The organism is Acidithiobacillus sp. AMEEHan, assembly GCF_030996345.1.
In the GTDB taxonomy this organism is placed as follows: domain Bacteria; phylum Pseudomonadota; class Gammaproteobacteria; order Acidithiobacillales; family Acidithiobacillaceae; genus Igneacidithiobacillus.
Window position 1 is genome coordinate 281878 of record NZ_CP118747.1, and the last position, 24366, is coordinate 306243.

The 24366-nt window shown below is 57.9% G+C and carries 17 protein-coding genes and 1 pseudogene; 5 read left to right on the top strand and 13 right to left on the bottom strand.

Going from position 1 to position 24366, the window contains the following annotated elements; genetic code table 11:
- Positions 1 to 30 precede the first annotated feature (30 nt).
- The 3 genes from ORD17_RS01425 to metG are packed head-to-tail and all read left to right on the top strand — an operon-like array spanning position 31 to position 3874.
- Complete coding sequence (locus ORD17_RS01425; protein WP_308389145.1) at positions 31 to 1023, top strand: aminoglycoside phosphotransferase family protein; 993 nt, start codon at positions 31 to 33, stop codon at positions 1021 to 1023.
- 3 nt (positions 1024 to 1026) lie between these two features.
- Positions 1027 to 1806, top strand: coding sequence for an HAD family hydrolase (locus ORD17_RS01430; RefSeq protein WP_308389146.1), 780 nt, complete (start codon positions 1027 to 1029; stop codon positions 1804 to 1806).
- Between the two features lie 49 nt (positions 1807 to 1855).
- Positions 1856 to 3874 carry a methionine--tRNA ligase gene (gene metG / locus ORD17_RS01435; RefSeq protein ID WP_308389147.1) on the top strand — a complete coding sequence of 673 codons (2019 nt, stop codon included), beginning with the start codon at positions 1856 to 1858 and terminating at the stop codon, positions 3872 to 3874.
- A gap of 560 nt (positions 3875 to 4434) precedes the next feature.
- Here the strand turns inward: metG and ORD17_RS01440 are convergent.
- From ORD17_RS01440 to ORD17_RS01470, 7 genes are all read right to left on the bottom strand, one after another.
- A complete protein-coding gene (locus tag ORD17_RS01440) occupies positions 4435 to 7521 on the bottom strand; it encodes an efflux RND transporter permease subunit (RefSeq protein WP_308389148.1) in 3087 nt (1028 codons plus the stop codon).
- The gene (locus ORD17_RS01445; protein ID WP_308389149.1) at positions 7518 to 8519 is read right to left on the bottom strand and encodes an efflux RND transporter periplasmic adaptor subunit; all 1002 of its coding nucleotides are present in this window, start codon (positions 8517 to 8519) and stop codon (positions 7518 to 7520) included. The genes ORD17_RS01440 and ORD17_RS01445 overlap by 4 nt, the downstream gene beginning before the upstream one ends.
- Positions 8516 to 9853 (bottom strand): TolC family protein, encoded by a 1338-nt coding sequence (locus tag ORD17_RS01450; RefSeq protein WP_308389150.1) that lies wholly within the window; start codon positions 9851 to 9853, stop codon positions 8516 to 8518. Before ORD17_RS01450 ends, ORD17_RS01445 begins: the two co-directional genes overlap by 4 nt.
- 19 nt (positions 9854 to 9872) lie before the next feature.
- Positions 9873 to 10769, bottom strand: a complete 897-nt coding sequence (locus ORD17_RS01455; protein ID WP_308389151.1) for a M56 family metallopeptidase — start codon at positions 10767 to 10769, stop codon at positions 9873 to 9875.
- Between the two features lie 4 nt (positions 10770 to 10773).
- Positions 10774 to 11172, bottom strand: coding sequence for a BlaI/MecI/CopY family transcriptional regulator (locus tag ORD17_RS01460; RefSeq protein WP_308389152.1), 399 nt, complete (start codon positions 11170 to 11172; stop codon positions 10774 to 10776).
- 337 nt (positions 11173 to 11509) lie between these two features.
- Entirely contained in the window at positions 11510 to 12640 is a 1131-nt protein-coding gene (locus tag ORD17_RS01465) for a hypothetical protein (protein WP_308389153.1), read from the bottom strand.
- Between the two features lie 779 nt (positions 12641 to 13419).
- On the bottom strand, positions 13420 to 13770 hold the full coding sequence (locus ORD17_RS01470; protein WP_308389154.1) for a hypothetical protein: 351 nt from the start codon (positions 13768 to 13770) through the stop codon (positions 13420 to 13422).
- Positions 13771 to 14041: 271 nt separating this feature from the next.
- Between ORD17_RS01470 and ORD17_RS01475 the strand changes: the two genes are divergently transcribed.
- Positions 14042 to 14716 carry a hypothetical protein gene (locus ORD17_RS01475; RefSeq protein ID WP_308389155.1) on the top strand — a complete coding sequence of 225 codons (675 nt, stop codon included), beginning with the start codon at positions 14042 to 14044 and terminating at the stop codon, positions 14714 to 14716.
- Positions 14717 to 14830: 114 nt separating this feature from the next.
- Here ORD17_RS01475 and ORD17_RS01480 read toward each other — a convergent pair whose 3' ends face one another.
- Entirely contained in the window at positions 14831 to 15220 is a 390-nt protein-coding gene (locus ORD17_RS01480; protein WP_308389156.1) for a hypothetical protein, read from the bottom strand.
- A 651-nt stretch (positions 15221 to 15871) separates the two neighbouring features.
- On the opposite strand from ORD17_RS01480, the pseudogene ORD17_RS01485 reads away from it, so the two are divergent.
- Positions 15872 to 16390: pseudogene (locus tag ORD17_RS01485) on the top strand (IS66 family transposase zinc-finger binding domain-containing protein); the annotation flags it as partial.
- 10 nt (positions 16391 to 16400) lie between these two features.
- On the opposite strand, the gene ORD17_RS01490 reads toward ORD17_RS01485, so the two are convergent.
- From ORD17_RS01490 to ORD17_RS01510, 5 genes are all read right to left on the bottom strand, one after another.
- Positions 16401 to 18887, bottom strand: a complete 2487-nt coding sequence (locus ORD17_RS01490) for a PilZ domain-containing protein (RefSeq protein WP_308389157.1) — start codon at positions 18885 to 18887, stop codon at positions 16401 to 16403.
- Between the two features lie 246 nt (positions 18888 to 19133).
- A complete protein-coding gene (locus ORD17_RS01495; RefSeq protein WP_308389158.1) occupies positions 19134 to 19790 on the bottom strand; it encodes a peroxiredoxin in 657 nt (218 codons plus the stop codon).
- Positions 19791 to 20039: 249 nt separating this feature from the next.
- Positions 20040 to 21164: a 3-deoxy-7-phosphoheptulonate synthase gene (locus ORD17_RS01500; protein WP_308389159.1), complete on the bottom strand. Its 1125-nt coding sequence runs from the start codon at positions 21162 to 21164 to the stop codon at positions 20040 to 20042.
- Positions 21165 to 21188: 24 nt separating this feature from the next.
- Entirely contained in the window at positions 21189 to 22577 is a 1389-nt protein-coding gene (gene fumC, locus ORD17_RS01505) for a class II fumarate hydratase (RefSeq protein WP_308389160.1), read from the bottom strand.
- Entirely contained in the window at positions 22577 to 24361 is a 1785-nt protein-coding gene (locus ORD17_RS01510) for a M3 family oligoendopeptidase (RefSeq protein ID WP_308389161.1), read from the bottom strand. The genes fumC and ORD17_RS01510 overlap by 1 nt, the downstream gene beginning before the upstream one ends.
- Between the last annotated feature and the right edge of the window lie 5 nt (positions 24362 to 24366).

The following is a 24366-nucleotide window of genomic DNA, read 5'->3' on the forward strand; positions in this document are numbered from 1 at the left end:
AAACCAGCATCCGCAACGGGGAGGCAGACGGTGCACTACCTGGGACACCTGCAGCGTAGCGATCCACTCTACGATTACCTGTATCACCAGATTTTCGTTGCCGAGCTAGGCATCGAGCCAACGAAGGGCTTTCGCGTATTCGCTATCAACGCCTCCAATGCGGTGTATCTGTACGAAGACCGGCGCTATCGGCGGCGTGTGCTCGGGAAATTTTTTCAGCGTCATCAAAGTCATGACAATGCCGCTGCAGCGCAGCATGAATTTCAGGTCTTGTCCCTGCTGCACGGCAACGGTCTCGGCCAGGGCCAGCATCGTGTGGTCCAGCCGCTTGGCGTCAACCCCGCTTTTGCCGATGTCCTCTTTGAGTGTTACGTGCTGGGTGAACCACTGCACCGTATCTGGGCGCGCACGCGTCCCGACCACGACGATCAGGAAATGTACCATAGCCTCTCCGACCTCGCGTATTTCCTCGCCCGGCTGCACAACCAAAACGTGCGCGGCGATGCCGTGCGTTTTCGCGAGGTGTTTCCCTATTTCGACAAGATCGTCGCCCGCCTCTGGCGCCGCAGTCGCGCCCGACAGTCCGACATCGATCGGCTCTACGCCCTGCGTCAACTCTGGGCGGACGATCCGGCCATGTACGCAGACCACTGCGTGCGCCTGCATGGCGATGCTACCCCGGCGAACTTCCTGGTGACCGGCCATCACCAGCTCACCGCCATCGATTTCGAGCGCTCGCACTTCGGCGATCGCACTTATGATCTAGGCATGATTGCAGGCGAACTCAAACACTGGGCGCTACGCCAGCATAACGATGGCGGCGTGGCGGAAAATTACATCGGCCATTTTCTCTGGGAATACAGTCGCCACTTTCCGGATCAGCCGGTGGCCTTCCGCGCCATTACCCAACGCCTACCGTTTTACATGGGTCTTACCTTGTTGCGCATTGCGCGTAACAGCTATCTCAGTGATCACGACGCCCACACCCTTGTCCACGAGGCCATTGCTTGCCTGGGGAGATAACTCATGAGTATTCGCGCCGTTCTCTTCGATCTGTATGGTACCCTCATTCATATCGAAACCGATGAAACCCAGGGAGAAATCTACTGGGCGCTGTCCCGCTATCTGAGCTACCACCGGATACGTACCAGCCCCGACAGTCTGCGTGAGCGCTACTTCGATCTCGCCAAACAACAGAAGCGCAACTCCGCCGAGACCTATCCCGAGATGGATGCACGCGCCGTGTGGCGGGAGATTTTGCGTTCGGGCTCCAAACGCTTCCGCCCGGAGTCCGTGGCCAGCGAAGGAGCGCATCGTGTGCAGCAAGTCGAAAAGCGTCGGGAGCGGCTGGCCAAAGAGCTGGTGCGTCTGCATCGAGCACTGTCACGGCGCATGATCGAGCGGTATCCCGGAGCAAAGGAGCTGTTACAAAGCATTGTTGGTGAATTTCAACTGGGCATCGTTTCCGATGCTCAGGTGGAATTTGCCAAGCCGGAAATGCGCATCACCAAAATCCGCAAATACTTCCCGGTACAAACCATTTCCTCTGCCTACGGCTACCGCAAACCCGATCCACGCCTGTTCACGGAAACCTGCCATGCGCTGCGGGTAGGTCCCCGTGAGGCCATCTATGTGGGCAACGATATGTATCGGGACGTCTTCGGTGCGCGCGAGGCGGGCCTGAAAACCATCATGGTCTGGTCCGATCAGGGACGCAAGGACTACCGCGACGTCCGCGCCGACTACGATGCGCGGGACCTCTATCAGGTTTTGGAAGGCATACGTTTCCTGGCAGAACGGCACTGATCCGTCGCGCCATTGCCGAGGCAGGGAAAGGCAGGTAATTTAGCATCCCATGAAACGAAAGATCCTGCTCACCAGCGCCCTGCCCTACGCCAACGGTCCTCTGCATCTGGGTCATCTGGTGGAGTACACGCAAACCGACATCTGGGCGCGCTACCAGCGCCTGCGCGGCCACGAGTGCCTCTACTTTTGCGCCGACGACGCCCATGGCACGCCAATCATGCTGCGGGCCCAAAGTGAAGGCATTACTCCGGAAGCGCTGATTGAGCGTATGCATGCTGAGCATCTGCGCGACTTTACCGATTTTGGCATCGGCTTCGATCTCTATCACAGCACCCACTCCCCGGAAAACTTTGCGATTTCCCAGGATCTCTATCGGGCCCTGCGCGCCAACGAGCATATCATCGTGCGGGAGATCGAGCAGGCTTATGATCCGGTTGCAGAGATGTTTCTGCCCGATCGTTTCATTCGCGGCACCTGCCCGCGCTGCAAGGCGCCAGACCAGTATGGCGACAATTGCGAAGTCTGCGGCGCCACCTACAGTCCCACGGATCTTCTGGACGCGCGCTCGGCGGTCTCCGGCGCCACCCCGGTGCGACGTAGTTCCGAGCATTACTTCTTCGAGCTGGGGGACTTCACGGAGTTTCTCCAGCAGTGGATCCACAGCGGCACGCTGCAGGAGGAAATGGCCAACAAACTCGACGAATGGTTCGTCGACGGCCTGAGCGACTGGGACATCAGCCGGGATGCCCCCTATTTCGGCATTCCCATCCCGGACGCACCGGGCAAGTTCTTTTACGTTTGGCTCGACGCTCTGCCCGGCTACATGGCCGCCACCCAGCACTGGTGTAACGTGCATGGCCGTAGCTTCGACGAATTCTGGGGTGGGGAATCCAGCGCCGAGCTCTATCATTTCATCGGCAAGGACATCATTTACTTTCACGCGCTGTTCTGGCCCGCCATGCTGCAGGGTTCCGGGCACCGCCTGCCGACCGGCGTCTTCGCCCACGGGCACCTGACCGTCAACGGCGCCAAGATGAGCAAGTCGCGCGGCACCTCCATCACCGCGCGCCAGTACCTCGACCGGCTCGATCCCGAGTTCCTGCGCTACTACTTCGCCTGCAAACTCAACAGCCATGTCGAAGACATCGATCTGAATCTCGAAGATTTCCTGCTCAAGGGGAATGGCGATCTGGTGGGCAAGGTGGTCAACCTCGCCTCGCGCGCCGCGGGCTTCATCCACAAGCACTTTGCCGGTCGTCTCGCGGACAGTCTCGGGGAAGATCAAACCGTTTACGCGCAACTGGCCGCCAGACAGCACGACATCGCCGCCAGTTACGAGGCGCGCGAATACGCCCGCGCCATGCGTGAGATCATGGCGGTGGCCGATCAACTCAATGCCTACGTCGATCAGCACGCTCCCTGGCTGCTCGTCAGGGACGGCGCCCAGCGCGACGTCTTGCAGCGCGTCTGCACTGTCATCCTCAACGGTTTCCGGCTATTGATCATCCTGCTCAGTCCGGTACTGCCGCGGCTGGCGCAGCGCTCCTGCGCCTTCCTCCGTTGCGAGCTGTCCTGGGACAGCGTCCAGCAGCCGCTATTGGGGCATGTCATCGAACCCTATTCCCATTTGTTGCAACGCATGGAAAAAGCCCACGTGGACTCTTTGATTCAAGAACCCAGCCAGCCGATCGCGCCAACGGCTACCGCCAACAGCAAAGCAGACCAGGCGCCTAAGAGCGAGACTATCGGCATCGAGGATTTCGGCAAAGTCGATCTGCGGATTGCACGCATAGTCGCAGCGGAGGCCGTCGAGGGAGCAGACAAGCTCCTGCATCTCACCCTGGATATCGGCGAAGGGCAGACCCGGTCGGTCTTTGCCGGCATCAAAAGCGCCTATGATCCCGCCGCACTGGTTGGTCGCCTGACCGTCATGGTCGCCAATCTAGCCCCGCGCAAGATGCGCTTTGGCCTGTCGCAGGGGATGGTGCTGGCGGCCAGCGGCGACGCCGGTGGCCCCTTTCTCCTCTCGCCCGACAGCGGCGCCCAACCTGGCATGCGGGTCAAGTAATATTGTACGTTCTTCGGGGCAGGCGTTTGTCGTTGAAGCGTTCCACGTGTCCGCAGGCAATAAAGTTTGATCATGATTGCAATCTAACACATTGTTTTTATGAGATCGACGCAGCTAGATCAAAAAATGGTTTGCTCATAGGGATCGCGCAATCGATCGCTGACGAGCGTTTCATTGTAATAAAATCTGCTCAGGAGTAGCCGTGAGCGGGACTCCAAAACTCTGGCCTGCGCAAACTGTGATTTGGTCCTGCTCCATCCGGGTCTTGCAGCAGGACGGAACTGGATTGGCATGATTGCCAATGTACCTACCTACCAGCTCACAACGCTTGAAAGGGGCATGAATGTTTATAGCGTGGCACCAGGGAGCGAAATTCCTCGGAATGGATCAGGCCCACCTCCCCAAGGGCCGTTCCAGACCAAAAGAGGTCGACCGTCTTTTGTAACTATTATCGATCTAAGGCTTTTCAGACGGACACCCTGTTTTTTCATTTTCTGTCCGTGATATCACGCTCCATTCGGCCTTTTTATCAGTGTTGCAATTACGAATCCAATGGAATATTACTGATTTTGGATGAGGAATTGCGGTTTGCGTATCCGGTGCGGACGCGCAACAGCGGCATACAGAACGGGTGCTGCCCACAAGGTCATGACCGTTGCCACGAGCAAACCACCCATTACCGAGATTGCGAGAGGTTGCAGCAGATCGGTACCGTGGCCGATACCAATGGCGAGGGGTAGAAAGCCAAGAACATCGGCCAGCATGGTCATGAGGATTGGGCGCAGCCGCTGGCGAGCAGCGAAGGCGACCGCAGCAAGGGGAGGATGATCGCCGCCCAGTTGTCGCGCTCGGGAAAAAATGAGGATCACATTGTTCACGGCAATGGCAAAAACCAGCAGCAATCCCAAAAACGCCGTGCTATCGAGATCGTTTCCGGTCATCCACAGCGTAAGCAGGGCACCCGGAGCAGCCAGGGCGATGGCAAAAATCGCCACGGTGGCAGCGCGTTGGCTGCCGAGCTGAAAACCCATCAATACCAAAAGAATGCCGAGCGCGGCAAACAGGATCAGGGTCATTTGCCGAAAGCTTTTTTGCTGCTCCTGGTAGTAGCCGGCAATGCTGCTCGAGATAGTGTCGGGTAACTGCATTTTTTCGATAATGGCGCTGGCCTGCGCGGCTGCCGCAGAGAGCCCCTCGCCGGCACGAGGACTGAGTTTGATGGCGGCGTACGGTACGAGATTTTGATGCGTGACATAGGGTACTACCCCCTCCAAGCCTAGCCGGGCAGTTTGCGAAAGTGGCGCCAGGGTGCCACTCGGCAGATGGACCAGGGTATTGGCAAGACTATCGGGAGCCTGATCACGATCGCTTTTTACCGACACCTGGATGGGCAAAATTTGCTCACCGTGCAGCAAGAACCCTGCCGGGCGGCTCCAGAAATGCACTTTCAGGGCATCGGCGATGGTGCTTGGCGTAAGACCTTCCATACTGGCCATACTGCGTGGAAAAATTCGCCATTCCGGGCCCGAGGATGGGGCTTTCAAGACCACCGACTGGAAATGCCCACTAGCCCGCAGGGCTCGGTACAAATGCAGCCCTTCTTGCTGCAATTGTCTCGAACTCGAGCCGAATAGCTCGATTTCCAGCGGTGCGTGAGAGCCAGACAGATTCCCCAGGCGGTTCATCATGATCTGCATGGTCTCGAGGGTAGTGAGATCCGGGACGGCGGCGCGAAAGGCTTGGCGTAATCGAGCCATGACCACTTCGGTGCTCTGCGCATGATCGGGCTTGAGCACTATGGTCAAAGCGCCTTTGTTGGGAGTTGCGTAGGCATTGCCAAGACCACGTCCGACCACCAGAGAAACCCGCTCCACGTTGGGGTTCTGCAACGCAATGTGCATCAGATCACGGCCGACCTTTGTCGTCTCCGCCACGCTGCTACCCACCGGAGTGCGGAAGGGAACCGCGAAAATCCCCTCATCCCAGTGCGGCAGAAATGCCGTCGGCACCTGACTGGCGCCAACGGCGCCGGCGGCAAGCAGGATGACGACCAGGGGAAGCACTAGGATCGGACGCCGCATGCCCCGCAGCAGGAGGCGGCTGTAATTCCGCCGCAGCCAGCGCTCTCCCCAGAGCCGGTGGGTATGCCGGGCGCGATTGGCAATCCACAGTGCAAAGATGGGCGTTACCGTCATAGCAATCAATTGTGAAGTGACCAGGGCAATCACGATGGCCAACGCCATGGAACGAAACAAAAGACCGACGGTGCCCGACAAAAAGACCAGAGGCAGAAAGAGGATGCAGGCAGTGAGGGTAGCCAGGGTCATCAGCGGCAGGATCTCTGTGATGCGCTGCAGCGCCATCGCGCGGCGTTGCTTGGCGTCGCCATGAACCCCATGGGTACCCCGTTCCACAATCACGATGGCATGATCAACCAGTGCTCCGATGGCCGCCGTAATGCCCCCCAAGGTCATGATATTGATGCTGAAACCAAGTCCCTGGAGGACCAGCAAGGTGCTCGCAACGGCCAGGGGAACCACGGCCAGAGTCGCCAAGGCTCCGTCCCAGCGTCCAAGGAACAGAAACACGATGCAAAAGGCAATGAGGGTTCCCAGGCCCAGGGCGGCCCAGACATCCCGCAGACTGGAATGGATCAGCTGACTGAGATCATAGATGGGGACCAGATGCATCCCTGGGGGTAGGTGTTGCGCCAGTTCTGTCAACCGCCCCTGGACCGCCGCCGCCACCGCCGACTGGTTGGCGCCCTGTTGAGCGCTGATATCCAGGATCAGGGCATGGCGGTACCCTGCCACTGCCGCATCGCGAATTCTTGGCGGCGGACCGACATGAATCGTTCCGAGATCTGCCAAGGGTACAACGGCGCGCAGTCCGTTGGACTGGATAGGACCAATCGGGATCGGTGTCTTGCCCAAATCCGCGACACTCTCGGGTCGGGGAGTGGTTGCCAGAATATACTGTTGATGGAAGGAGTGCAGTATCCCCGAAAAGTAGGGACCTTGCTGCGTCCGCAAGGCGTCGATGACCGCGTTGCTCGAGACGTGATAGGCAGCCAGACGTCGTTGCTTCAGGTCCACATGCACTTGGGGCCAGCCACGTCCGGTCGCATCGATATGGTAGACCCCCGGTAGAGAGAGGATGGCCGGGCGAATGCCGTAGGCAAAGGTCGGCATCATTGCGGAGCTGCTCTGGCTGTTGGACACCAAGGCATATTCCAGCAAGGGATAGATGTTTGGGGTCATGAGCCGCACGCTCATGCTTGCGCCCGGCGGCAGGGCGATCTGGGATAGTCGCGCCTGCAGCAGTAAATAAGCCTGTTCGGGCGCGACATTAGGGCTGAAATAGACGTGGAGCTTGCTCAGTCCAATGCCCGTTTGGGAGCGCACCGTAGTCACCCCCGGCTCGCCTTTGGCCGCGTCCTCCAACGGCCGAGTGACCTCCAACAACATGAACTTGACCGGCAGATTTTGGGTGTGCACCAAAATTGCCACTTTCGGGAAATCTACCGCAGGAAAAATGCCTTCCGGCATCCGCGTGAATGCGTAGTACCCCGAGCCCAGCAGCAACACAACCAAGAGCAGCAGGGTAAAGCGGCTGCGCCACAAAAAATCCAGATACTGGCGGATCATGGCTGTACGACGACCTGGGTATCGTCACGCAGGCGGGTGTTGTTGCGCAAAATGACTTTTTCGCCGATGTGGATGGGTCCGGCAATACGCGCCAAGCCCTTCTGACTACCGAGCACCGTCACCGCGACGGCCTGTGCCGTGTGTCCGTGCAAAACAAAAATCTTTTCCTGGGCACCGCGGCTGATGACGGCGTCCTCAGGCACCGCCAGGGAGTGCACAGCCTTTTCCGAAAAATGCAGCGTTACCCATTCGCCAGGGAGCAAAGGACAATCCGCCGGAAGGTTTACCATCACCTGCAGCAAGCCAGAACGGTTTGCCCGTTCGGCAATGTTGCGCAGCGTACCACTTCCTTTCCAGCCGTCCCCTTGGATGGCTACCGCAGCCGCGTTGTCCAAGTAACGGGCTTGCTCCGGGGGAAGAAGGGCCTCAGCCCAAGGCTGACCGCGCCCGCTGAGGGTAGCGATGGGAGTACCGGCGCTGACCACTCCCCCCGGGGCGATCAGGTATTGGATCGTACCCGAAAAAGGCGCGACCAGCCGTCCCGCGGACTGCTGCGCCTCCAGGGCGCGTAGATTGTCTTCCGCCTGCGAACTGCGCAAGCGACTGGACTCCTCCATCGCTCGGGAGATGATACCATCGCGCAGCAGCTGCTGATTGCGGAGCAGATTTGCTCGGGCATAAGCGACCTCTTGCCGACCAGCCAAGAGCTGTGCCGTCAAACCGGCGGGGCGGACGCGAGCGATGATGCTGCCCTTGCGGATGTGTCCCGCAGGCGGGAAGGGACCCACGACCCGACCCGTTACTGGTGCCGTCAACGAGAGTTCCCCAACGCTTCGGATCTCGCCGGGATAGGACAAACGCGTTTGCCAGGACACAGCCCGCACGCTGGTCAGGGTGACCGGGACACCCATCGCCCAGGCGGGAACTGCGCCAAACCAGAGTAGTGAGACAAGGAGTAGGCGGAAGGAGTTGTTCGCGGGGAGGATACGCCGTTTCATGTGGGAGGATTTCCTTCTCCAGGATACTGTCCGGTGTCCAATTCCAGTTGGTCCTGCGTCATGGCACTGCGAATTTGCGCACTGGCAAGCGCCAACCGCGCCTTGACCCAAGTGCTCTGCGCCTGGGCGAGATTGAGGGCATTCATCGCCCCCGCAAAGAACCCCTTGCGGGTCATGACGTAGATGCCGTGCGCCTGCGCCAGGGAGATCCGCGCATTTGCTTGGTCGCGACGCGCCACCTGTGCCAAGCCGTAATCTGTGGCGATGGCACTGTAGATTTGCAGGCGCAGGGCTTGCCTGGTCGCTTTCAGGGCCGCCAGTTGTTGCTGCGCTGCAGCGATTTGTTCCCGTCGTTGCCCAAAACCGAAGAGCTGCCAATGGAGACGAAGTGCCGCCTGCCATCCCAGGTCTCGGCTCTCGGGCACAGTCACCGTATCTACTCCGTAAGCAACGGAGCCCTGCAGCGATGGCAGCAAGCTACTGCGTTGCACTCCTACACGGGCCTTTCCGACCTCGATCTGCTGTGCAGCAAGGTGCAGTACCGGCTGATTCCGGTCGGCCTGTGCCTCCAGAGTCGCTCGCTTGGGAAGAGGACTTTGCAGAGAATGGGGGAGAGGCAAGTGCAACGGCGTCGATGGTGCCAAACCAACCTGCAAGTTCAGGAAGCGGGAAGCAGCATCTGCCTCTGCCTGGGCATCCTGCAGCCCGCTACGTGCCTGGGTTAGCAACGATTCCGTCTGCAGTACATCCAGCCGCGATGCCGCACCGGCCCGGTAGGCCTTTTGGGTGTCCGCAAGCAAGGTATCGGTGTCTGCAAAGGTACTCTGCCAGATTGCGAGACGTTTCTGGGCCAGAGCAAGTTGGTACCAAGCATTGAGCACTCGGGCGGCTACCCGCAGTCGGGCGTTTTGCTCGGTTGCCGTCGCAACGTCTACTTGTCCTCTCGCTAGCTTGCGCAGCGCCCAGAGTTGGGGAGCATACAGGGGCACGGAAACGGCGAATTGCCCAATCACTTCCCGAGGACCATTGGCAGACACAAAGAGGGGTTGCTGGTTACGGCTCTGCGACCAGATGCTGGCAGTGTTCAGAGACAGCTGCGGCAGTACTGCAGCGCGAGAGGCCTGCAGCAAGTCGGCATCCGCCTTGCGCAAATGTTCGGCAGCACGGACTTGCCCTTGACTGGCCAAGGCGTCCTGTATCGCTGCTTGCAAAGACAAGGTTTGCGCCGAGCCGGCGGGCGCCAGCAGGAGCCCGCATAGGGCGAGAAGAGCGGATTGACGGGTTTTGAGGCAGCGGAGGCGATCTCCCAAACGCAGCGGGGAGGTCCGTGCCATGGGTAATGATTTTGTCATTCTACAGCAGTGCCCAGAATTCCGACCAGGTCATGTTTAACAAGGGTTCGAGCAAGGTCTGCCCATAGAGTGCTCCCAACAACATGCTGATAGAGAATGGAAGAGCAAGCAGCAGGAGCAGGGTGGACTCCCGTCTGGGCACGCGGCGGCGGGATTTTTCTTCCGACAACGCTTGGGGCTGCAAGAGGCGTTCGATACGCAGTTGCAATAGCTTGCCGTCACTGATCAGCGCCGGCGAGATTCCCATGGGATACGCGGTCTGCGAGCCTTTTGCGCTGCCCGATTCCTGTAGGGTTTCCAGGATTGCCGCCGCGAGATCTTCCCCCGCTACCCCCGTGCGACAGGCCTCCGCATCTCTGGCGCATTCGAGCGCCGCGAGCCAAACCCGTAGCCTGTGCAGGGCTGCGGGCCAGGGCCACTGTAAATCGGTGACCAACTGCGCCAACCAGATCCGCAACGGATCATAATGTTGCGCATGGGCCTGCTCATGAGCCCAGGCCGCCTGTATCTGGGCATTGTCCAGCTTGCGTGCAAAAAAGGGCGAGAAGACGATTCGCGGACGCAAGAAACCGGCAGTACAAATCAGCAGCTCCGGGGAGTCGAGAAACAACGCCAAAATCGCCCGATACGTTGCCCGGGCGGCTACCAACAGGAAGGGGAGGCTGAGAAACACCAAGATGGTGTGATCGAGAGGCCAAGGAAGCGGATCGGGTTCGATGGCCGTCCAACCGCACAACCACGCAACGATGAACAGCGTGGGAAGGAACGGCGCCCATAACTGCAGCCAAGCACGGCGCTCCGCCTCTTCGCTGCCCAAGTCAGGAGGCAGGTGCGCAGGTAGAGCGGCGAAAAAATGCAGCGACAATCCACCGAAAAGCAGGATGAATATCATCAGCATCGGATCACTCCTGCCCCGTGGATTTCTTATGCTCAAGGATGGCCTTGCCAAGCTCCTCGAGGAGGGAGGGATCAATTTCTTCTGCCGCCTGCACCAAGGCTGCGACGGTATGCTGCGGGTTTGTGCCCAGGAAGCGAGACAAAAGATTCCGCGCCCGCGACCGCTCTACCGTTTCCCGCTTTACCGCCGCACGATACACAAAGGTGTTCGCCCCGCGCACTTCCCTCACGATCAAGCCTTTTTCGCGCAGCCGATCCACCACCTTGGCAGTAGTCGTGTATGCCCGTGGCACGCGAGTCGAAAGTTCGTCGTGCAACTCGCGCACAGTGGCAGCGCCAAGCTCCCAGAGGGTGGAGAGCACTTCATATTCGAGATCATCGGCAGGGAGACGGAATCGGTTCATGTAGTAACGCTACGACATTGATCGTAGAGAAGCAAGACCCGCCCCAAGGCTGCCTCATACCCCGATTTGTTCGCAGACTTACAGTGCGCCCTCTGCTTAGATCCCGCCAAGCCAGGAATTCTCATTCGCGTTATAAGTGGAGTTTTTAAGCCATCTGATCCAGCCACGAATTCGACTCAATCGGAACTTCTGTCGAGAGCGCAAGGGCCTGAGCCGTCAACAGTACCGCACTATACCTTCTCTTGACATATAGCTGATTATAATTTTCATCAATGGGTGTCAATAGATCAAACGCGGACGTTTGCTTCCGACTCTCGCTAGCCGATCATAGCCAACTTCAAGAAAGCTGCAAAGAGCGCAACTTAGCCTCCTCAGAAACCAATTTATTAATGACAACGCGGTACTCATGCGCATCATTTTCGATTAAAACAGTAGCACGTTTTGAAATCTTACGTAACGGCCCGTAAGCCTCTGATAACCTTTTCTTGTAGATCATTTCTCTAGCCCTCAGAAACTGAATTTTTCTAATGAGCATCGGGCGCTGAATCTCCCCTATCTTTTTGTCAATCCTTTTTTCGAATTCATCATGTTGTAACTTTTCGATGATGTTATCTCTCTCCAGAGAAAGTCGCTCATCCTCATGTCGAACTGCGCCCATAATATCAAAAGGAATATTGACGTAGAGTCCAGCGATAATTGCCCATTTCGTTCTACCTGCATCAGGATAGTATGAAGGCCGCACAAATCCCTTTATTTTTACATCAACAAACCGCAGCCAACCCAATGATCTTTGATCGTGATAATATTGGATTAACCCTGCGATTCCTGGATGCAAAAATAACTCAGAACGGACATCTAGAGACTTCCCTGCTCTAATTACCTTTGGCAAAAGCGGCTTGAATGGCTTGAGTTGAACGCCAACAGTTTTTTCAAGCTCATGGAGAATGAGCTTTTCTTTCATCTCGTACAAATACTCAGACAGCCGCAATCGATTGCACGAAGTCCCCAATCTACGTGACAAAGCATCTACAATATTAATGCGAAGAATAGTATGTAATTGTTTTCTGAGTTTATAGAATCTCCAGTACTTTAAGTACAGATTTTCTATAGTCTTTCTTTTTCTTCTCATTGCAGCATCATAATCAGAAATCTTCTGATAGTAGGCAGGCCGCACTTGATCCATGATGTGCCGCATGTACTTATTCCCGCCGAATAGATAGTATTTGAATCCGAGTTTTGGCTTTGCCTCTATCGATCGTGGGATTCCATCACTGGTAAAGTGGGTATACTGTCCAGCTTTAACCCTACCCTGAAATATTACCGAGCTTTCTGCTTTGAGCATACGAATGGTTTGCTCAGCAGCAAGCACTTTATTTCTCGCCACTTGAATCTCGGGTGCTCTGCGTTCCATTCGTATAATATCACGTAAGGTCATCACTGGCGAAGCAAAGCAAAAATTGACGGTCAAGATGCACACGCCGCATGCTATCAAGCTATGTAGGAGTGGTCTGTTCCATCGGTTTTGCGACGAAGCTAGGGATTGATCTAACCCGCCGAGAACATCACCTAAGTATATCATTCCATTTCTCTACACTATTGATTATGAATTAATTAGCAATATCCATGCCGGCAAATATTCAGCGAGTTAGATATCGATTCAATCTAAGTCGACAATGATCTGTCGCCCTGGGGCGACAACACCATAGACTAAGTTTCATTAGTGGAGATGAGTGGACACAATTTTTGTGGCAAGTGCAAGGCCCGTCTTTGAGAATAGCCTGCACGTACATTATCAGCGAATTTTTCGATGGTTCCCTTGTATGCCAAGAGACGATCTAACGTTCTTCCGATGATTGCGATAGGCCCACTATTGCCGCTTTGCTTATCGCCATACATGCCAAGCAGGCACACAGCTGTGCAGCGCGCAAAGAGTGTAGACAAATAGCTACAGACAATCGCACCTCCCCAACAGGGGAGGCACGACAGGTTCACACGAAGAAACTAACTGCTCAGTTGTAATAGCCGGGGGTGGCGGCGGTGGAGAACCAGGCGGCGGTGGGGGCGGTGCTCCCGGTCCTGTTGGTGGCGGTGGCGGCGGGGGGCCATAGACACCACCAGGGCCGGGAGGCGGTGGAGACACTTCCGCATAGCATCCCATCAGCCCTAGACTCAGGCTGGCAACAATCGCCCAGCCCACGATCCGCAGCGGTAGACGGCTTGCTGAATTCTCGTTCATTGCTGTTCTCCTCATTGTCCATACACGGAACGATCATACTGACGTTCGGCTGTGTACATGCGTCGGTCATATTTGCGTCTTGCTTTCCAGTAGCGGCGATCCTCCTTTCGTTGTCGTTTCTCCCAATGGCGCTTCCACTTGGCTTCCTTGCGATAGGCGCGCCACGGGTCCTGTGGGGCATAATCATAAGCATACTGACCTTTACCGGCAGGCATTGTCCAGTTGGTCGCGGCTGTGCCATACCAAGTCCCAACGAATGCCTCGGCATTTGCTGCTGAAGCACATGCGATGCAACCGACGAAAGCAAGGGCGATCGAGACCAGAATGGAACGACTTGTTTTGGAATACGTACCGGCACCCATCAATGTGTCTCCTCCGCTACATGAGCAAAGCTGTTTAGGCAAAATCGATACCAAGGACTCTTGCCGCGCAGAAATGCAGGATGTTGCTGACACTCGCCAGTCTGGCGGGGCCAATAGATGCTACGGGTCTGTAATTTTTGTCCTCTGTAGGCGACAGCATCGCCACTGCGAAGACCGAACGAGACCGCTAATTACCTGATACGTAGAGACATCGCATGCTGGCACGGGGTTTGCTGCAACCGATTGAGAGTCGCAAAACAGGAGAAGTGCCATGATAAAGAATGGGCTGATTCCCATCAGTATCGGCGCTGCTTTGCTATTTGCTGCAGCAAGCGCCAGTGCCTCGATCTACTCCGCCATGAATCAAGCCGACATATCCGGAAATGTGCAGGGAACGTCGAATCACTATGGGAATACTACGGGCGGTTTGGGCGTGCGGGGGAGTCTCTTTTCCCAGGGATTCTTCGGAACAGCCAAGTTTCGTCATCAGTTTGGCCCGGCCTTTGACGGCTACACCGGCGGCGACAGCAATACCTTTGGGTTGAAAGTAGGCTATTTGTTTCCAACAAGCCCCGTTTTGGCTGTGGGTCCATACCTTGGCTATGAATACAATCATTTCAGCGAAACAGATGACTACGCTGGCTATCACGCCTCCCAGGGGCTCGATAACCTCGGTGGCGGGTTATATGCGGCGGCTTCATTACCCCTTGCTAACGTGACGGGGTACCTGGGGTATCTGGGAGGTGTCTCAGAAACCAGCCACGTCAGTGGATTCCCGCCACTGCGGTACAACCGCGCCTCCAATCTCCTGCAGATGGGGGTGAATGTATACTATCCCCTATTAGCCAACCTGGATTTTTATGTTGGTCTTCACGACGATGACTTTACCGAGTCCGGCGCGCCCAATCTTCTACGGGGAGATGTCGGGATCGGGGCGGAATTCTGACCAAAAAACAGAGGAGGTGTATGATGCCTCGACATTTGAAGAAAGCAGTTTTTATAGCGCTAGCGGCTTCCGCGATGGGTTTTGCGGCATCCGCGCAGGCGGATCCGTTGAACTTCAGCCTGGATCTGGGTGGACCCGGCTATGCTGTGGGGTTTTCCAACTACCCTCAGTATAGTTTTTGGACGCCACCGCCTGGGTATGTGGAGTATTATCAGCAGCCGCTCTATGCGCAGTATCTGATGTGGTATTACTACCCGCAGTACTACTACCAGTACTATCCAGCACCGCCACCACCCCCGCCTCCGGGCGCGCCGCCACCGCCACCGCCGCCGCCAGGGGCACCACCACCACCGCCTCCAGGGGCCTATTTTGCCGGCTTGGGAGTGCCCCCACCGCCACCGGCTCCTCCAGGTGCGCCGCAACCACCACCGGGAGGGCCACCACCGGGAGGGCCACCACCGGGAGGGCCACCACCGGGGGGACCACCACCGGGGGGACCACCACCGGGGGACCACCACCGGGGGGACCACCACCGGGGGGACCACCACCGGGGGACCACCGCCGGGAGGACCACCGCCGGGAGGACCACCGCCGGGGGGACCACCGCCGGGAGGACCACCGCCGGGAGGACCACCCAGGTAGTTCGTTCTGTCCGCCCCCACGCCATGGCAAGCCGTGGGGGCATTTTCTTTGAGAGAAAATATGGAGATCAAATCACACCGCTCTCGTCGTCAACCACAACAGGCTTACTGCGACTTTATACCTGTTCCTAGCTCTTGGCTGTGCTGATGCCTCGGCGCATGTGATCACCTCGTCATGTTTGGCTTGTCACTGGCTAGCCAAAGAGTCCCTGCAGATTTCACTCACGGGTAACCGTCCAGCCAACCCACCTTTGCAGTCGCTGAGTTTTCCCTGACGCTATCCGGAGTTTTTTCTCTGGGGGTGGCGATGACGAAGCAAGAGAGGACTGCCTATTGGCGGTAACAGGTAGATCTGCACCGTGTCAGTGGTCTATCGGCCAAGGCGTACTGTGCTCGAAAAGAGCTGGCGGTGGCGACCTTGCACTATTGGCGCAAGCGTTTTGGGGTGTCTCGGCAAGCGATGGCAGCTGTTCCCGGAGAAGACTTCGTCCCGATCCATGTGGCACCAAGGACTCAGGCGGAACACCGCCAAGTCCTTGCCAAAAAAGAGCAGCATCTCTCTGCGCGTGACGAGGTCATTGCCCGTCTGGAGATGGCCATTGCCAAGCTGCAGCGTTGGCGCTTCGGGCGGCGTTCGGAAAAGCTCTCCCCCAACCGGATCAGCCTCTGGGAAGAGGCCCTGGAGACCGAAATCACTGCCGTGGAAACGGAACTGGACGCGGTACTCGCCGAGAGTGCCGCCCTCCAACCAGAAGCGAAGGCCTCACCCCGGCGTCACCCCGGGCGCATGAAACTTGCTGACACCTTGCCTCGAGTCGAGGTGCACCACCATCCAGAAAGCTGCACCTGCGCCCAGTGCGGTGCACCGTTGGAAGTCATCGGCGAAGAGGTCACGGAAAAGCTCGACTATGTATCCGGTCACTTCCAGGTGATTCGCCATATCCGCGCCTAGCTGGCTTACCGTCCCTGCGGTACCTTGGAGAGGCCCGGAGATCCGTCGGGTAGCAAAAAGTGCTACCCGACTTGCAGGATTGGCAGATCGCTTAGGCTGCGAGAACCTCTTGCGCCTGATTCATGGCTTCCAGAGCGGCGCGATGATCGCCGACCGCGCTGTGCGTTTTCCCCAGGAAAAGGAGCGCGGAGCCGAGAAGATTGCGCATTTCGAGAGGAAACGCCTGGCCCAGTCGATCTTCCAGAGAGCGCAGCATCGAGATGGCCAACTGCGCGCGATTCATGGCCTCCGGCGCGTCGCCCAGGTTCAGCGCTGTCTCCCCATCCTGCAGATGGAGCGCGGCTATCCGCTGTTGCATGGCCGGCTGCAGGGAGCTTCCCAGCTCGTCACTCAAGCGCTTGAATATCTCCTGCGCACGATCGAGGGCTTGGCGTGCCTGCGTCAAACGACCCAAATCAGCCAGTTGTTCAGCCGCCTGCAGATGACCACTGGCAAGTTGGCTCCAATGGCTGGCCGTGAATTGCTCACCCAACCTTTGCTGAATCGTCGACCAGATGGCAAGCCCCTGCTCGGTGAGGGTTTCGGCTTCCGCCTCACGACCCAGCTGGAAAAATACGTGGGCCTTCTGCAATACGGCACTCGCATCGGTGGTCTCGGGTGACCAGCGTACTGCCTCGGGCAGATTTTGGACTGCCGCACGACTGAGCTCTTGCGCGCGGTCGAGGGCGTGCAGGGAATCGTCATATTGGCCTTCCAATCCATAGACTCTACCCAAACAGAGAGCGAGCCGCGCGCGTAGATGCAAGACATCCGGGGTTTCCGACTGCTGGCCCAGACGTTCACGCAGATCGTCCAGAATTTCTTGGGCGCGCTGGTAGTCAGCCACCGCCTCTGCTGCGCTCCAGCCATTTTGGGCAGTCCCACGAATCATGTAGGCTTGGGCAAGCTCTCGGCCCAACTGGGGGCGCCGTGATTTGCCATCACGCCATATGGGATCCAGCAGAGCAATGGCCTGCGCAGCCGCACTGGGCGCGGAAGCATCGCCCATGGCGTGGAGGGAGGTGGCTCTACCCAACTGGCAGCGCGCGCGAAGGTCCAGAAGACGCGGCAAATTGCCGTCGCTGGACGGGAGTTGATCCAACATCTGCAGGGCTTCCTGGAATTGCTCGAGAGCCTGGGCATGACGATCCATTTCGGCGAGAACCTCCGCTTGACTACAACGCAATTCCGCCAGGTCCAGACGGGTACTCCAGCGCTGCTGATCGGTGCGCAGTGCAGCAATTTTCGGACTCCGAGGCTCGGATTCAGATTTGGCAGGCAAAGTTTCTTCAGTCATTGGGGTCTCCGGGGATGAGATCGTATCGATCGGGGCACGCCAGCTAGGCGTTTCTAGGGTCAGTGCAAAGGGTGTAGAGGCAAGAGGAGCCAGATCCGGTTCTGAGGGCTCATCCTCGCGAGATTGGGTCTCCTGGGTGGGAACGGGATCAAAAGCAGGAACGGCTTCGGTACTCACATCCGACGATTCCATGTCGTTGTCGCAATCCGTTTCCACCGCTTCGGGTTCCTTTTCCACCGACGGCTCTGCGTCACACGGATCCGGAAGGTTGCCTTCCACCCCTGCGCTTGGAACATGCTCCTCTGCAGACTCTTCTTTGACCGGTGTGGTCGTCGGAAAGTTAGGTTGATAGGGCAGGGCCAGGCTCAGGATAGCGGTAAGCGGTTGCGCTTTGGATGCCGGTGCAGCGGCAGTGTCCTCCACAACATCCGATTTCTCCTCGGGATCCGACATACTTGATTCCTCTCCGGTCGAAGGTGGGCTGCTGTCCGGTTCAGGAGTTGACGTGCCAGTACCGGAAAAAAATTCCGGATCCCCAGACAGCGTCTGCAGCATATTCTGTAATTGCTGACGTTGGGGACGCGTCAGCAGAAAACGAGTAGCAACGAAGAAATCAAAATGCTGATTAAGCTGAATTTCCTTTCGCAGCACCAACGCAGTACTGACAAACAGTGGATACATGGAAATCCGTAGTTCCAAGAGCACCATTTCGCCGACTGTCAGGTCGTTATCGCCGAGCAGAAACCCAGCGCCACCGGCACTCAGATCGTGGAGTCGCCCGCGTAGAGGCTTTCCCGAGCGACGTAATACGACAACATCGCTATCGACCCGAAGGCGATTAAGAAAGCGTTTTTTTCGCCAATTGACGAGCTTTGGCTGCTCGAAGAGAAATCCTCTGGATTCCTGCTGAATTCCCGAAAATTCCGTAAAAAAGCTAGAAAGGAACCCTTTGCTATCGATGCATATCAGGCTATGATCAAATATTTTCTGGAGAACATTTTCCCGCGCCAGGAAGAGGAGTTTCTCCGATTGACATCCTGCAAAAAGAAAAAGACTGCCATTATCGCCTTCATCGGCAGAGAAAATGATACTGCTGCTGCCTTTTTCAGCACAGAGATCGCCGGGGTCCCGGAAGCTACCTGCCGGGAAATCGTTGATGAGAAGCTGATGGTAAATCCCCAGCTCAAGTCCCGATCGCGCTGGAAGGATGCTACGAAGGTCGAGGAAATCACGATGGCTCATGGTCAATTGAGGGCTTCCAGCATTCCCGCCACGGCCTTACCTTCTATCAGATTGGCGACCCATTGACTGATTACTGTAGCATGCTGCCTGATGCGATGCTAGCGGTATCCTTGCCGCTGGCTTGAGGCAGTGGCCCCTTCTATCTCGCGCGGCTAGCTGCGCAAATGGCGGCGACTTTCGAAAACACCCGCAAAAAAGCTCCCCAGCCGAACGACCGGGGAGCTGCTTGGAAGCCTTAGCCGCGCGTTACTTCTTCGGTGCCTTGGCGAAACGCAGATAGGGAAGCTTGATGTCGATTTCGCCAAATTTTTCCTTGGCCTGCGCATCGTTCAACGACAGGGCGACGATGACGTCTTGGCCTGGCACCCAGTTGGCAGGAGTAGCCAGCGGAACGCCGTCGGTGGCCTGAATGGCGTCGAGGGCACGGAGGATCTCCGCAAAGTTCCGGCCCACCGACATGGGATAGGACATAGTCAGGCGCACCTTCTTGTCCGGACCGATGATGAACACCGTGCGCACCGTGGCGGTGTTCTTGGCGTCACGATTCTCGGGCAGATATGCCTCGGCGGGAAGCATGTCGTAGAGCTTGGAGACGTGTAGGGACGTATCATCAATGATCGGGAAATCCGCCGGAGCGCCGGCCATTGCCTCAATGTCACGCTTCCACTTCTTGTGTTCCTCGACGGTGTCCACCGACACCCCCATCACCTTGGTGTTGCGTTTGGCAAATTCGGGTGCCAGTTGGGCGACGGCACCGAATTCGGTGGTGCAGACCGGCGTAAAGTCACGCGGGTGGGAGAACAGGATGGCATAGCTATCGCCGATCCACTTGTGAAGATTCAACTCACCGGCAGTGGAGTCGGCTGTAAAATCCGGAGCTACGTCATTGATACGAATGGACATAATATACTCTCCTCAAGTTGTATCCAGGGAAAACCGTCGCGTGCCTTTCGAGCACAGACGAACGATAGCATACCAAATCCAAATTTGTAAATAGTCTAAATTTCTTAGGCGGAGTCACCGAGTGGAGCAACCAGTCCGCCGTCGGTTCCGGCAAGCCAACAGGCGCAGGATCATCTGCTCTCGCCATAGAGCAGCAAACGAAGCTACCATTGCGCCCGCCTGCACAGAAAATCTCCCGTCACCTGCTCCTCACCCGTTGCTGTCCCGCTGCGCTCCAGCCAGCAGACGACGTTCTTCGTAGGCCTCTCGCGCCAGGCGCACGTCCTCCAAAAACCACGGGAGTTCCTTGAGCAACAGCGCCTGCGGCCCGTCGACCAAAGCCGTAGCCGGATCTGGGTGAAAATCGACCAGCACCATATTGGCGCCGGCAATCACCCCCTGCGCGGTGACATGGAAGACCTCGGGTATGCCATCGGGGCCGGCATCGCGACTACCTACCGAGTGCGAGGGATCGATACAGACAGGCATCCGCGTGAGACGTTTGACTACTGGGACTTGCGCAAAATCGACGAAATTCCGATGCGGATCTCCCAGGTTGCTTTTCATGCCGCGCAGGCCAAAGACCACCTGGCTATTCCCCTCCGAGGCCAAGTATTCTGCTGCATTCAGGGACTCCTCCAAAGTAATTCCGAAGCCCCGTTTGAGCAGAACCGGAAATTCCTGCTGCCTGCCCACCGCCTTCAGCAGCTCGAAATTCTGCGTGTTGCGGGTGCCAATCTGCAGCATGACACCGGTCGGGCTGCCGGTTTGCCGCAGCGCCTCGCGAATCTCGTCCATATGCTGCTCGTGCAGGATCTCCATGGCAATCACTTTGATCCCGTATTTTCCCGCGAGCTCGAAAACGTAGGGCAAACACTCCTTACCGTGCCCCTGAAAGGCGTAGGGACTGGTGCGCGGCTTGTAGGCACCCATTCGCGTGCAGACTTGGCCGTTTTCCTGCAGGGCACAGAGCATCTGCTCGACGTGCTCGCGAGTATCGACGGCACAGAGGCCGGCAAATACGTTCAGGCTATCCTGGCTGAATTCCACCCCATTGTAGGTGAAGCCGCAGGCTCGGGCATCGTCCTGATGCCGCCCCAACACCCGATATTCGCGCGACACGCGAATGGCCTTGGTCACCCCCGGCAAGGACTCCATCTGTTCCAGATCCAAAGCCTTGGTGTTGCCAATCAGATAGACCTCACTCAACAACTGTTCGGCACCCTGTACCCGATGCACCCGGTATTCGATGCCGTCCAGGCCATCCAGATAGCGGAGCAGCGCCTGATATTCTGGCGCGCTCTCCTGCAGATCCTCTCGAAGAATCAAAATCATCGTCTATCCTTTTTCTCGCCCACGCTAGTTTCTATCCGGCGCCAACATGCGCTCCGGTCGCAAAATTTCATCCAATTGTGCCGCATCGATCCAGCCGCTCGCCAGCGCCGCAGCGCGCAGCGTGCTCCCCTCCTGGTGTGCACGCTGGGCGATTTTGGCGGCACGCTCGTAGCCCAGACTGGGTACGAGGGCCGTGACCAGCATCAAGGAGCTGTCGAGATGGGCCTGCAAATTGTCCCTGCGCGCCTGCAGATTCTGCACGCAATGCAGGGCAAAGGAGCGCATGGCATCGGCCAACAGCGTAATGCTCTGTAACACATTGTAGCCTATGACGGGTTTATAGACATTGAGTTCAAAATTTCCTTGCGACGCAGCGAAGGCGACGGTCGCATCGTTGCCGAAGATCTGGGCACAGACCATGCTCAACGCCTCTGCCTGGGTGGGATTGACCTTGCCCGGCATGATCGAGGAACCCGGTTCGTTCTCGGGCAGCGCCAATTCTCCCAGTCCGGCGCGTGGCCCCGACCCCATCCAGCGGATATCGTTGGCGATCTTGAGCAGCGACATCGCCAGGCTGCGTAACTGGCCACTGAGCTGGCACAGCGCTTCTTGGCCGGCCAGGGCCGCAAAGGCGTTCTCCGCCGGATGCAGCGGCATGGAAAGCCGCTCTTCCAACAGCATGCACACCTGCCGCGCAAAATCCGGATGGGTGTTGAGCCCAGTGCCCACCGCCGTGCCGCCCAGAGCCAGGGCATACAGTCTGGGCAGCACCGCGCGGATTCCCGTCTCTCCCTGACGAAGCTGATCGACATAGCCCGAGAACTCTTGCCCCAATCGCATCGGCACCGCATCCATCAGATGGGTACGGCCGATTTTCAGGATATCGGCGAAGTCCTGGCTGCGCTGCTGTAAAAGATCGCGCAGGTCTTGCAGGGCGGGAAGGAGTTGCCCGTGGATTGCCGCTGCAACGCTGATATGCAAAGCGCTGGGGAAGACATCATTGGAAGATTGCCCGAGATTCACATGGTCGTTGGGATGTACCGGACTCTTGCTGCCGCGGGCCCCACCCAGGCGCTCATTGGCAAGATTGGCAATCACCTCGTTGACGTTCATGTTGCTCTGGGTGCCACTGCCCGTTTGCCAGATCCGCAGGGGAAACTGGGCATCCCACTGACCAGCAGCGACCTCGTCGGCAGCCAGGGCAATGGGATCGACAAGATCGACCGCAAGCACGCCGAGCTTGCCGTTCACCCGCGCCGCCGCCGCTTTGATCTGCGCCAGGGCATGGACGATGGGCAGTGGCATGCGCTCTTCACCAATCGCAAAAAAACGCAGGGAACGTTGGGTCTGCGCCCCCCACAGGGCATCGTCCGCAACTTCTACCTCGCCCAGACTGTCGCGCTCCCAACGCATCAGCGATTCTCCCCCAAGTGCTCCGCCTCATTCACCATAGCTTCCAGATAGTCCAGAGCACTATCCCAGATCCGTGGATCATCCAGGCTCACGCCCGCGGCGGCCACCACCTCTGTTGGCGTGCGGCTACCGCCCAGAGCTAGCATGGCGCGATATCTGGGCACAAAAGAATCACCTTCAGAGCGATAGCGCTGGATCAGCGCCAGGGTCAACAGTTCGCCGAAGGCGTAGGCATAGACATAGCCTGGCGAACCGATAAAGTGGGGAATGTAACTCCACCACCAGCGATATCCTTCGGTAAACTGAATGGAGCCGGCAAACTGCTCTTCCTGCGTCTGCATCCAGAATTCCGCCAGACGCTCCTTGCTGAGTTCTCCCTCGCTGCGCCGGGCCTCATGCATGAGCGCCTCGAAACGGTGCATGGCCATCTGCCGGAACACCGTCGCAAAGGTATCCTCGATCTTGCCACAAAGCAGGGCCAGTCGTTTGCCCGCATCGGGCTCATTGCGCATCAGGCGTTCAAAGGTGAGCATTTCGCTGAAAACCGACGCCGTCTCGGCAGTGGTCAGGGGCGTGTCGGCATTGAGAAATCCCTGTTCGCGCGCCAGATACTGGTGTATGCCATGCCCCAGTTCGTGTGCCACGGTCATGACATCGCGCACCGTCCCGGTGTAATTGACCAGGAGATAAGGATGCACATCGGGGGTGACGGGGTGGGCGAAGGCACCACCGCGCTTGCCGGGAGCCAGGGCGGCGTCGATCCATCCCTCGTCGAAGAAACGCTGGCCGATGGCGGCGAGCTCCGGAGAGAAGTCCTGAAAAGCACCGAGCACGATGGACTGGCATTCGGCCCAGGAATAGGGCCGTGAAGAGCCAGGCAAGGGGGCATAGCGATCGTAGTCGTAGAGGGGACTGATACCCAGCAACCGCGCCTTCAAGCGGTAGTAGCGGCCTACCAGGGGATAACGGGCAACGACCGCGCGTTCCAGGGCCTCGACCATGGTGTCATCGATCTCATTGGCGAGATTACGGTCCGCCAGCCAGTGCGGATAGCGCCGTAGGCGGTCGTCGAGGGCCTTGTCGGCAAGGACGGCGTTGAAGCAGAAGGTCAGCGTATGCAGACGTGCGCGCAGACCATGACTCAATGCCTCCGCCGCATCCTGGCGCAAACTGCGATCCGCGTGGGAGAGCTTGCTGAGCACTTCCTGCTCGCTCAGCTCCTTACCACGCAGGGAAAAGCGCATTTCGGTGAGGGTTTCGTCAAAGAGCCGCTCCCACAGGCTGCGGCCGGTTACCGCCTTTTCCGCCAGTATCTGCTCTTCTGCCTCATTGCGCAGATGGGCGGCATAGTTGCGCCAGTTGCGCAGGAGATGCGTCCAATGCGCCAGCTCCGGGGCCCGCAGCAGCGCTTCTGCCCGCTCCGCGGCCAGTCCATTCCAGGCGATATCAAAAAAGACCAACTGGTTACCGATCTGCGTCGCCTGCTCCTGATACTGTTGGAGGGCAGCACCGTACAGTGGATCGTCGGCATGGGTGACATAGCTGAGGTAGCGATACGCGCCAACCCGCGCCAGACGACTGCGCAGCGCCTCCAGGTCCTGCATGGCCTGCGCCAATTCAGCGGCGGCCAAGCTCGCAAAATCGACTCGATAGCGACGCGCGAATGCACTCGCCGCGGCGGCGGCCCAATCCATATCTTGCTGGAGCTGTGGGTCCTCTCGTCCAGAATAGAGATCCTCCAGCTGCCAATGGATCGATTCCGCTCCCGTCTTCGCTTCCGCCATCTACC

What these genes read in the sequence shown, in the direction of transcription:
- ORD17_RS01475 (WP_308389155.1), top strand. Translation starts at nt 14,042, where the DNA reads ATGATAAAGAATGGGCTGATTCCCATCAGTATCGGCGCTGCTTTGCTA.
- ORD17_RS01490 (WP_308389157.1), bottom strand. Translation starts at nt 18,887, where the DNA reads ATGAGCCATCGTGATTTCCTCGACCTTCGTAGCATCCTTCCAGCGCGA.
- ORD17_RS01455 (WP_308389151.1), bottom strand. Translation starts at nt 10,769, where the DNA reads ATGCTGATGATATTCATCCTGCTTTTCGGTGGATTGTCGCTGCATTTT.
- ORD17_RS01460 (WP_308389152.1), bottom strand. Translation starts at nt 11,172, where the DNA reads ATGAACCGATTCCGTCTCCCTGCCGATGATCTCGAATATGAAGTGCTC.
- ORD17_RS01445 (WP_308389149.1), bottom strand. Translation starts at nt 8,519, where the DNA reads ATGAAACGGCGTATCCTCCCCGCGAACAACTCCTTCCGCCTACTCCTT.
- ORD17_RS01510 (WP_308389161.1), bottom strand. Translation starts at nt 24,361, where the DNA reads ATGGCGGAAGCGAAGACGGGAGCGGAATCGATCCATTGGCAGCTGGAG.
- ORD17_RS01470 (WP_308389154.1), bottom strand. Translation starts at nt 13,770, where the DNA reads ATGGGTGCCGGTACGTATTCCAAAACAAGTCGTTCCATTCTGGTCTCG.
- ORD17_RS01430 (WP_308389146.1), top strand. Translation starts at nt 1,027, where the DNA reads ATGAGTATTCGCGCCGTTCTCTTCGATCTGTATGGTACCCTCATTCAT.
- ORD17_RS01500 (WP_308389159.1), bottom strand. Translation starts at nt 21,164, where the DNA reads ATGATTTTGATTCTTCGAGAGGATCTGCAGGAGAGCGCGCCAGAATAT.
- ORD17_RS01450 (WP_308389150.1), bottom strand. Translation starts at nt 9,853, where the DNA reads ATGGCACGGACCTCCCCGCTGCGTTTGGGAGATCGCCTCCGCTGCCTC.
- metG (WP_308389147.1), top strand. Translation starts at nt 1,856, where the DNA reads ATGAAACGAAAGATCCTGCTCACCAGCGCCCTGCCCTACGCCAACGGT.
- ORD17_RS01495 (WP_308389158.1), bottom strand. Translation starts at nt 19,790, where the DNA reads ATGTCCATTCGTATCAATGACGTAGCTCCGGATTTTACAGCCGACTCC.
- fumC (WP_308389160.1), bottom strand. Translation starts at nt 22,577, where the DNA reads ATGCGTTGGGAGCGCGACAGTCTGGGCGAGGTAGAAGTTGCGGACGAT.
- ORD17_RS01440 (WP_308389148.1), bottom strand. Translation starts at nt 7,521, where the DNA reads ATGATCCGCCAGTATCTGGATTTTTTGTGGCGCAGCCGCTTTACCCTG.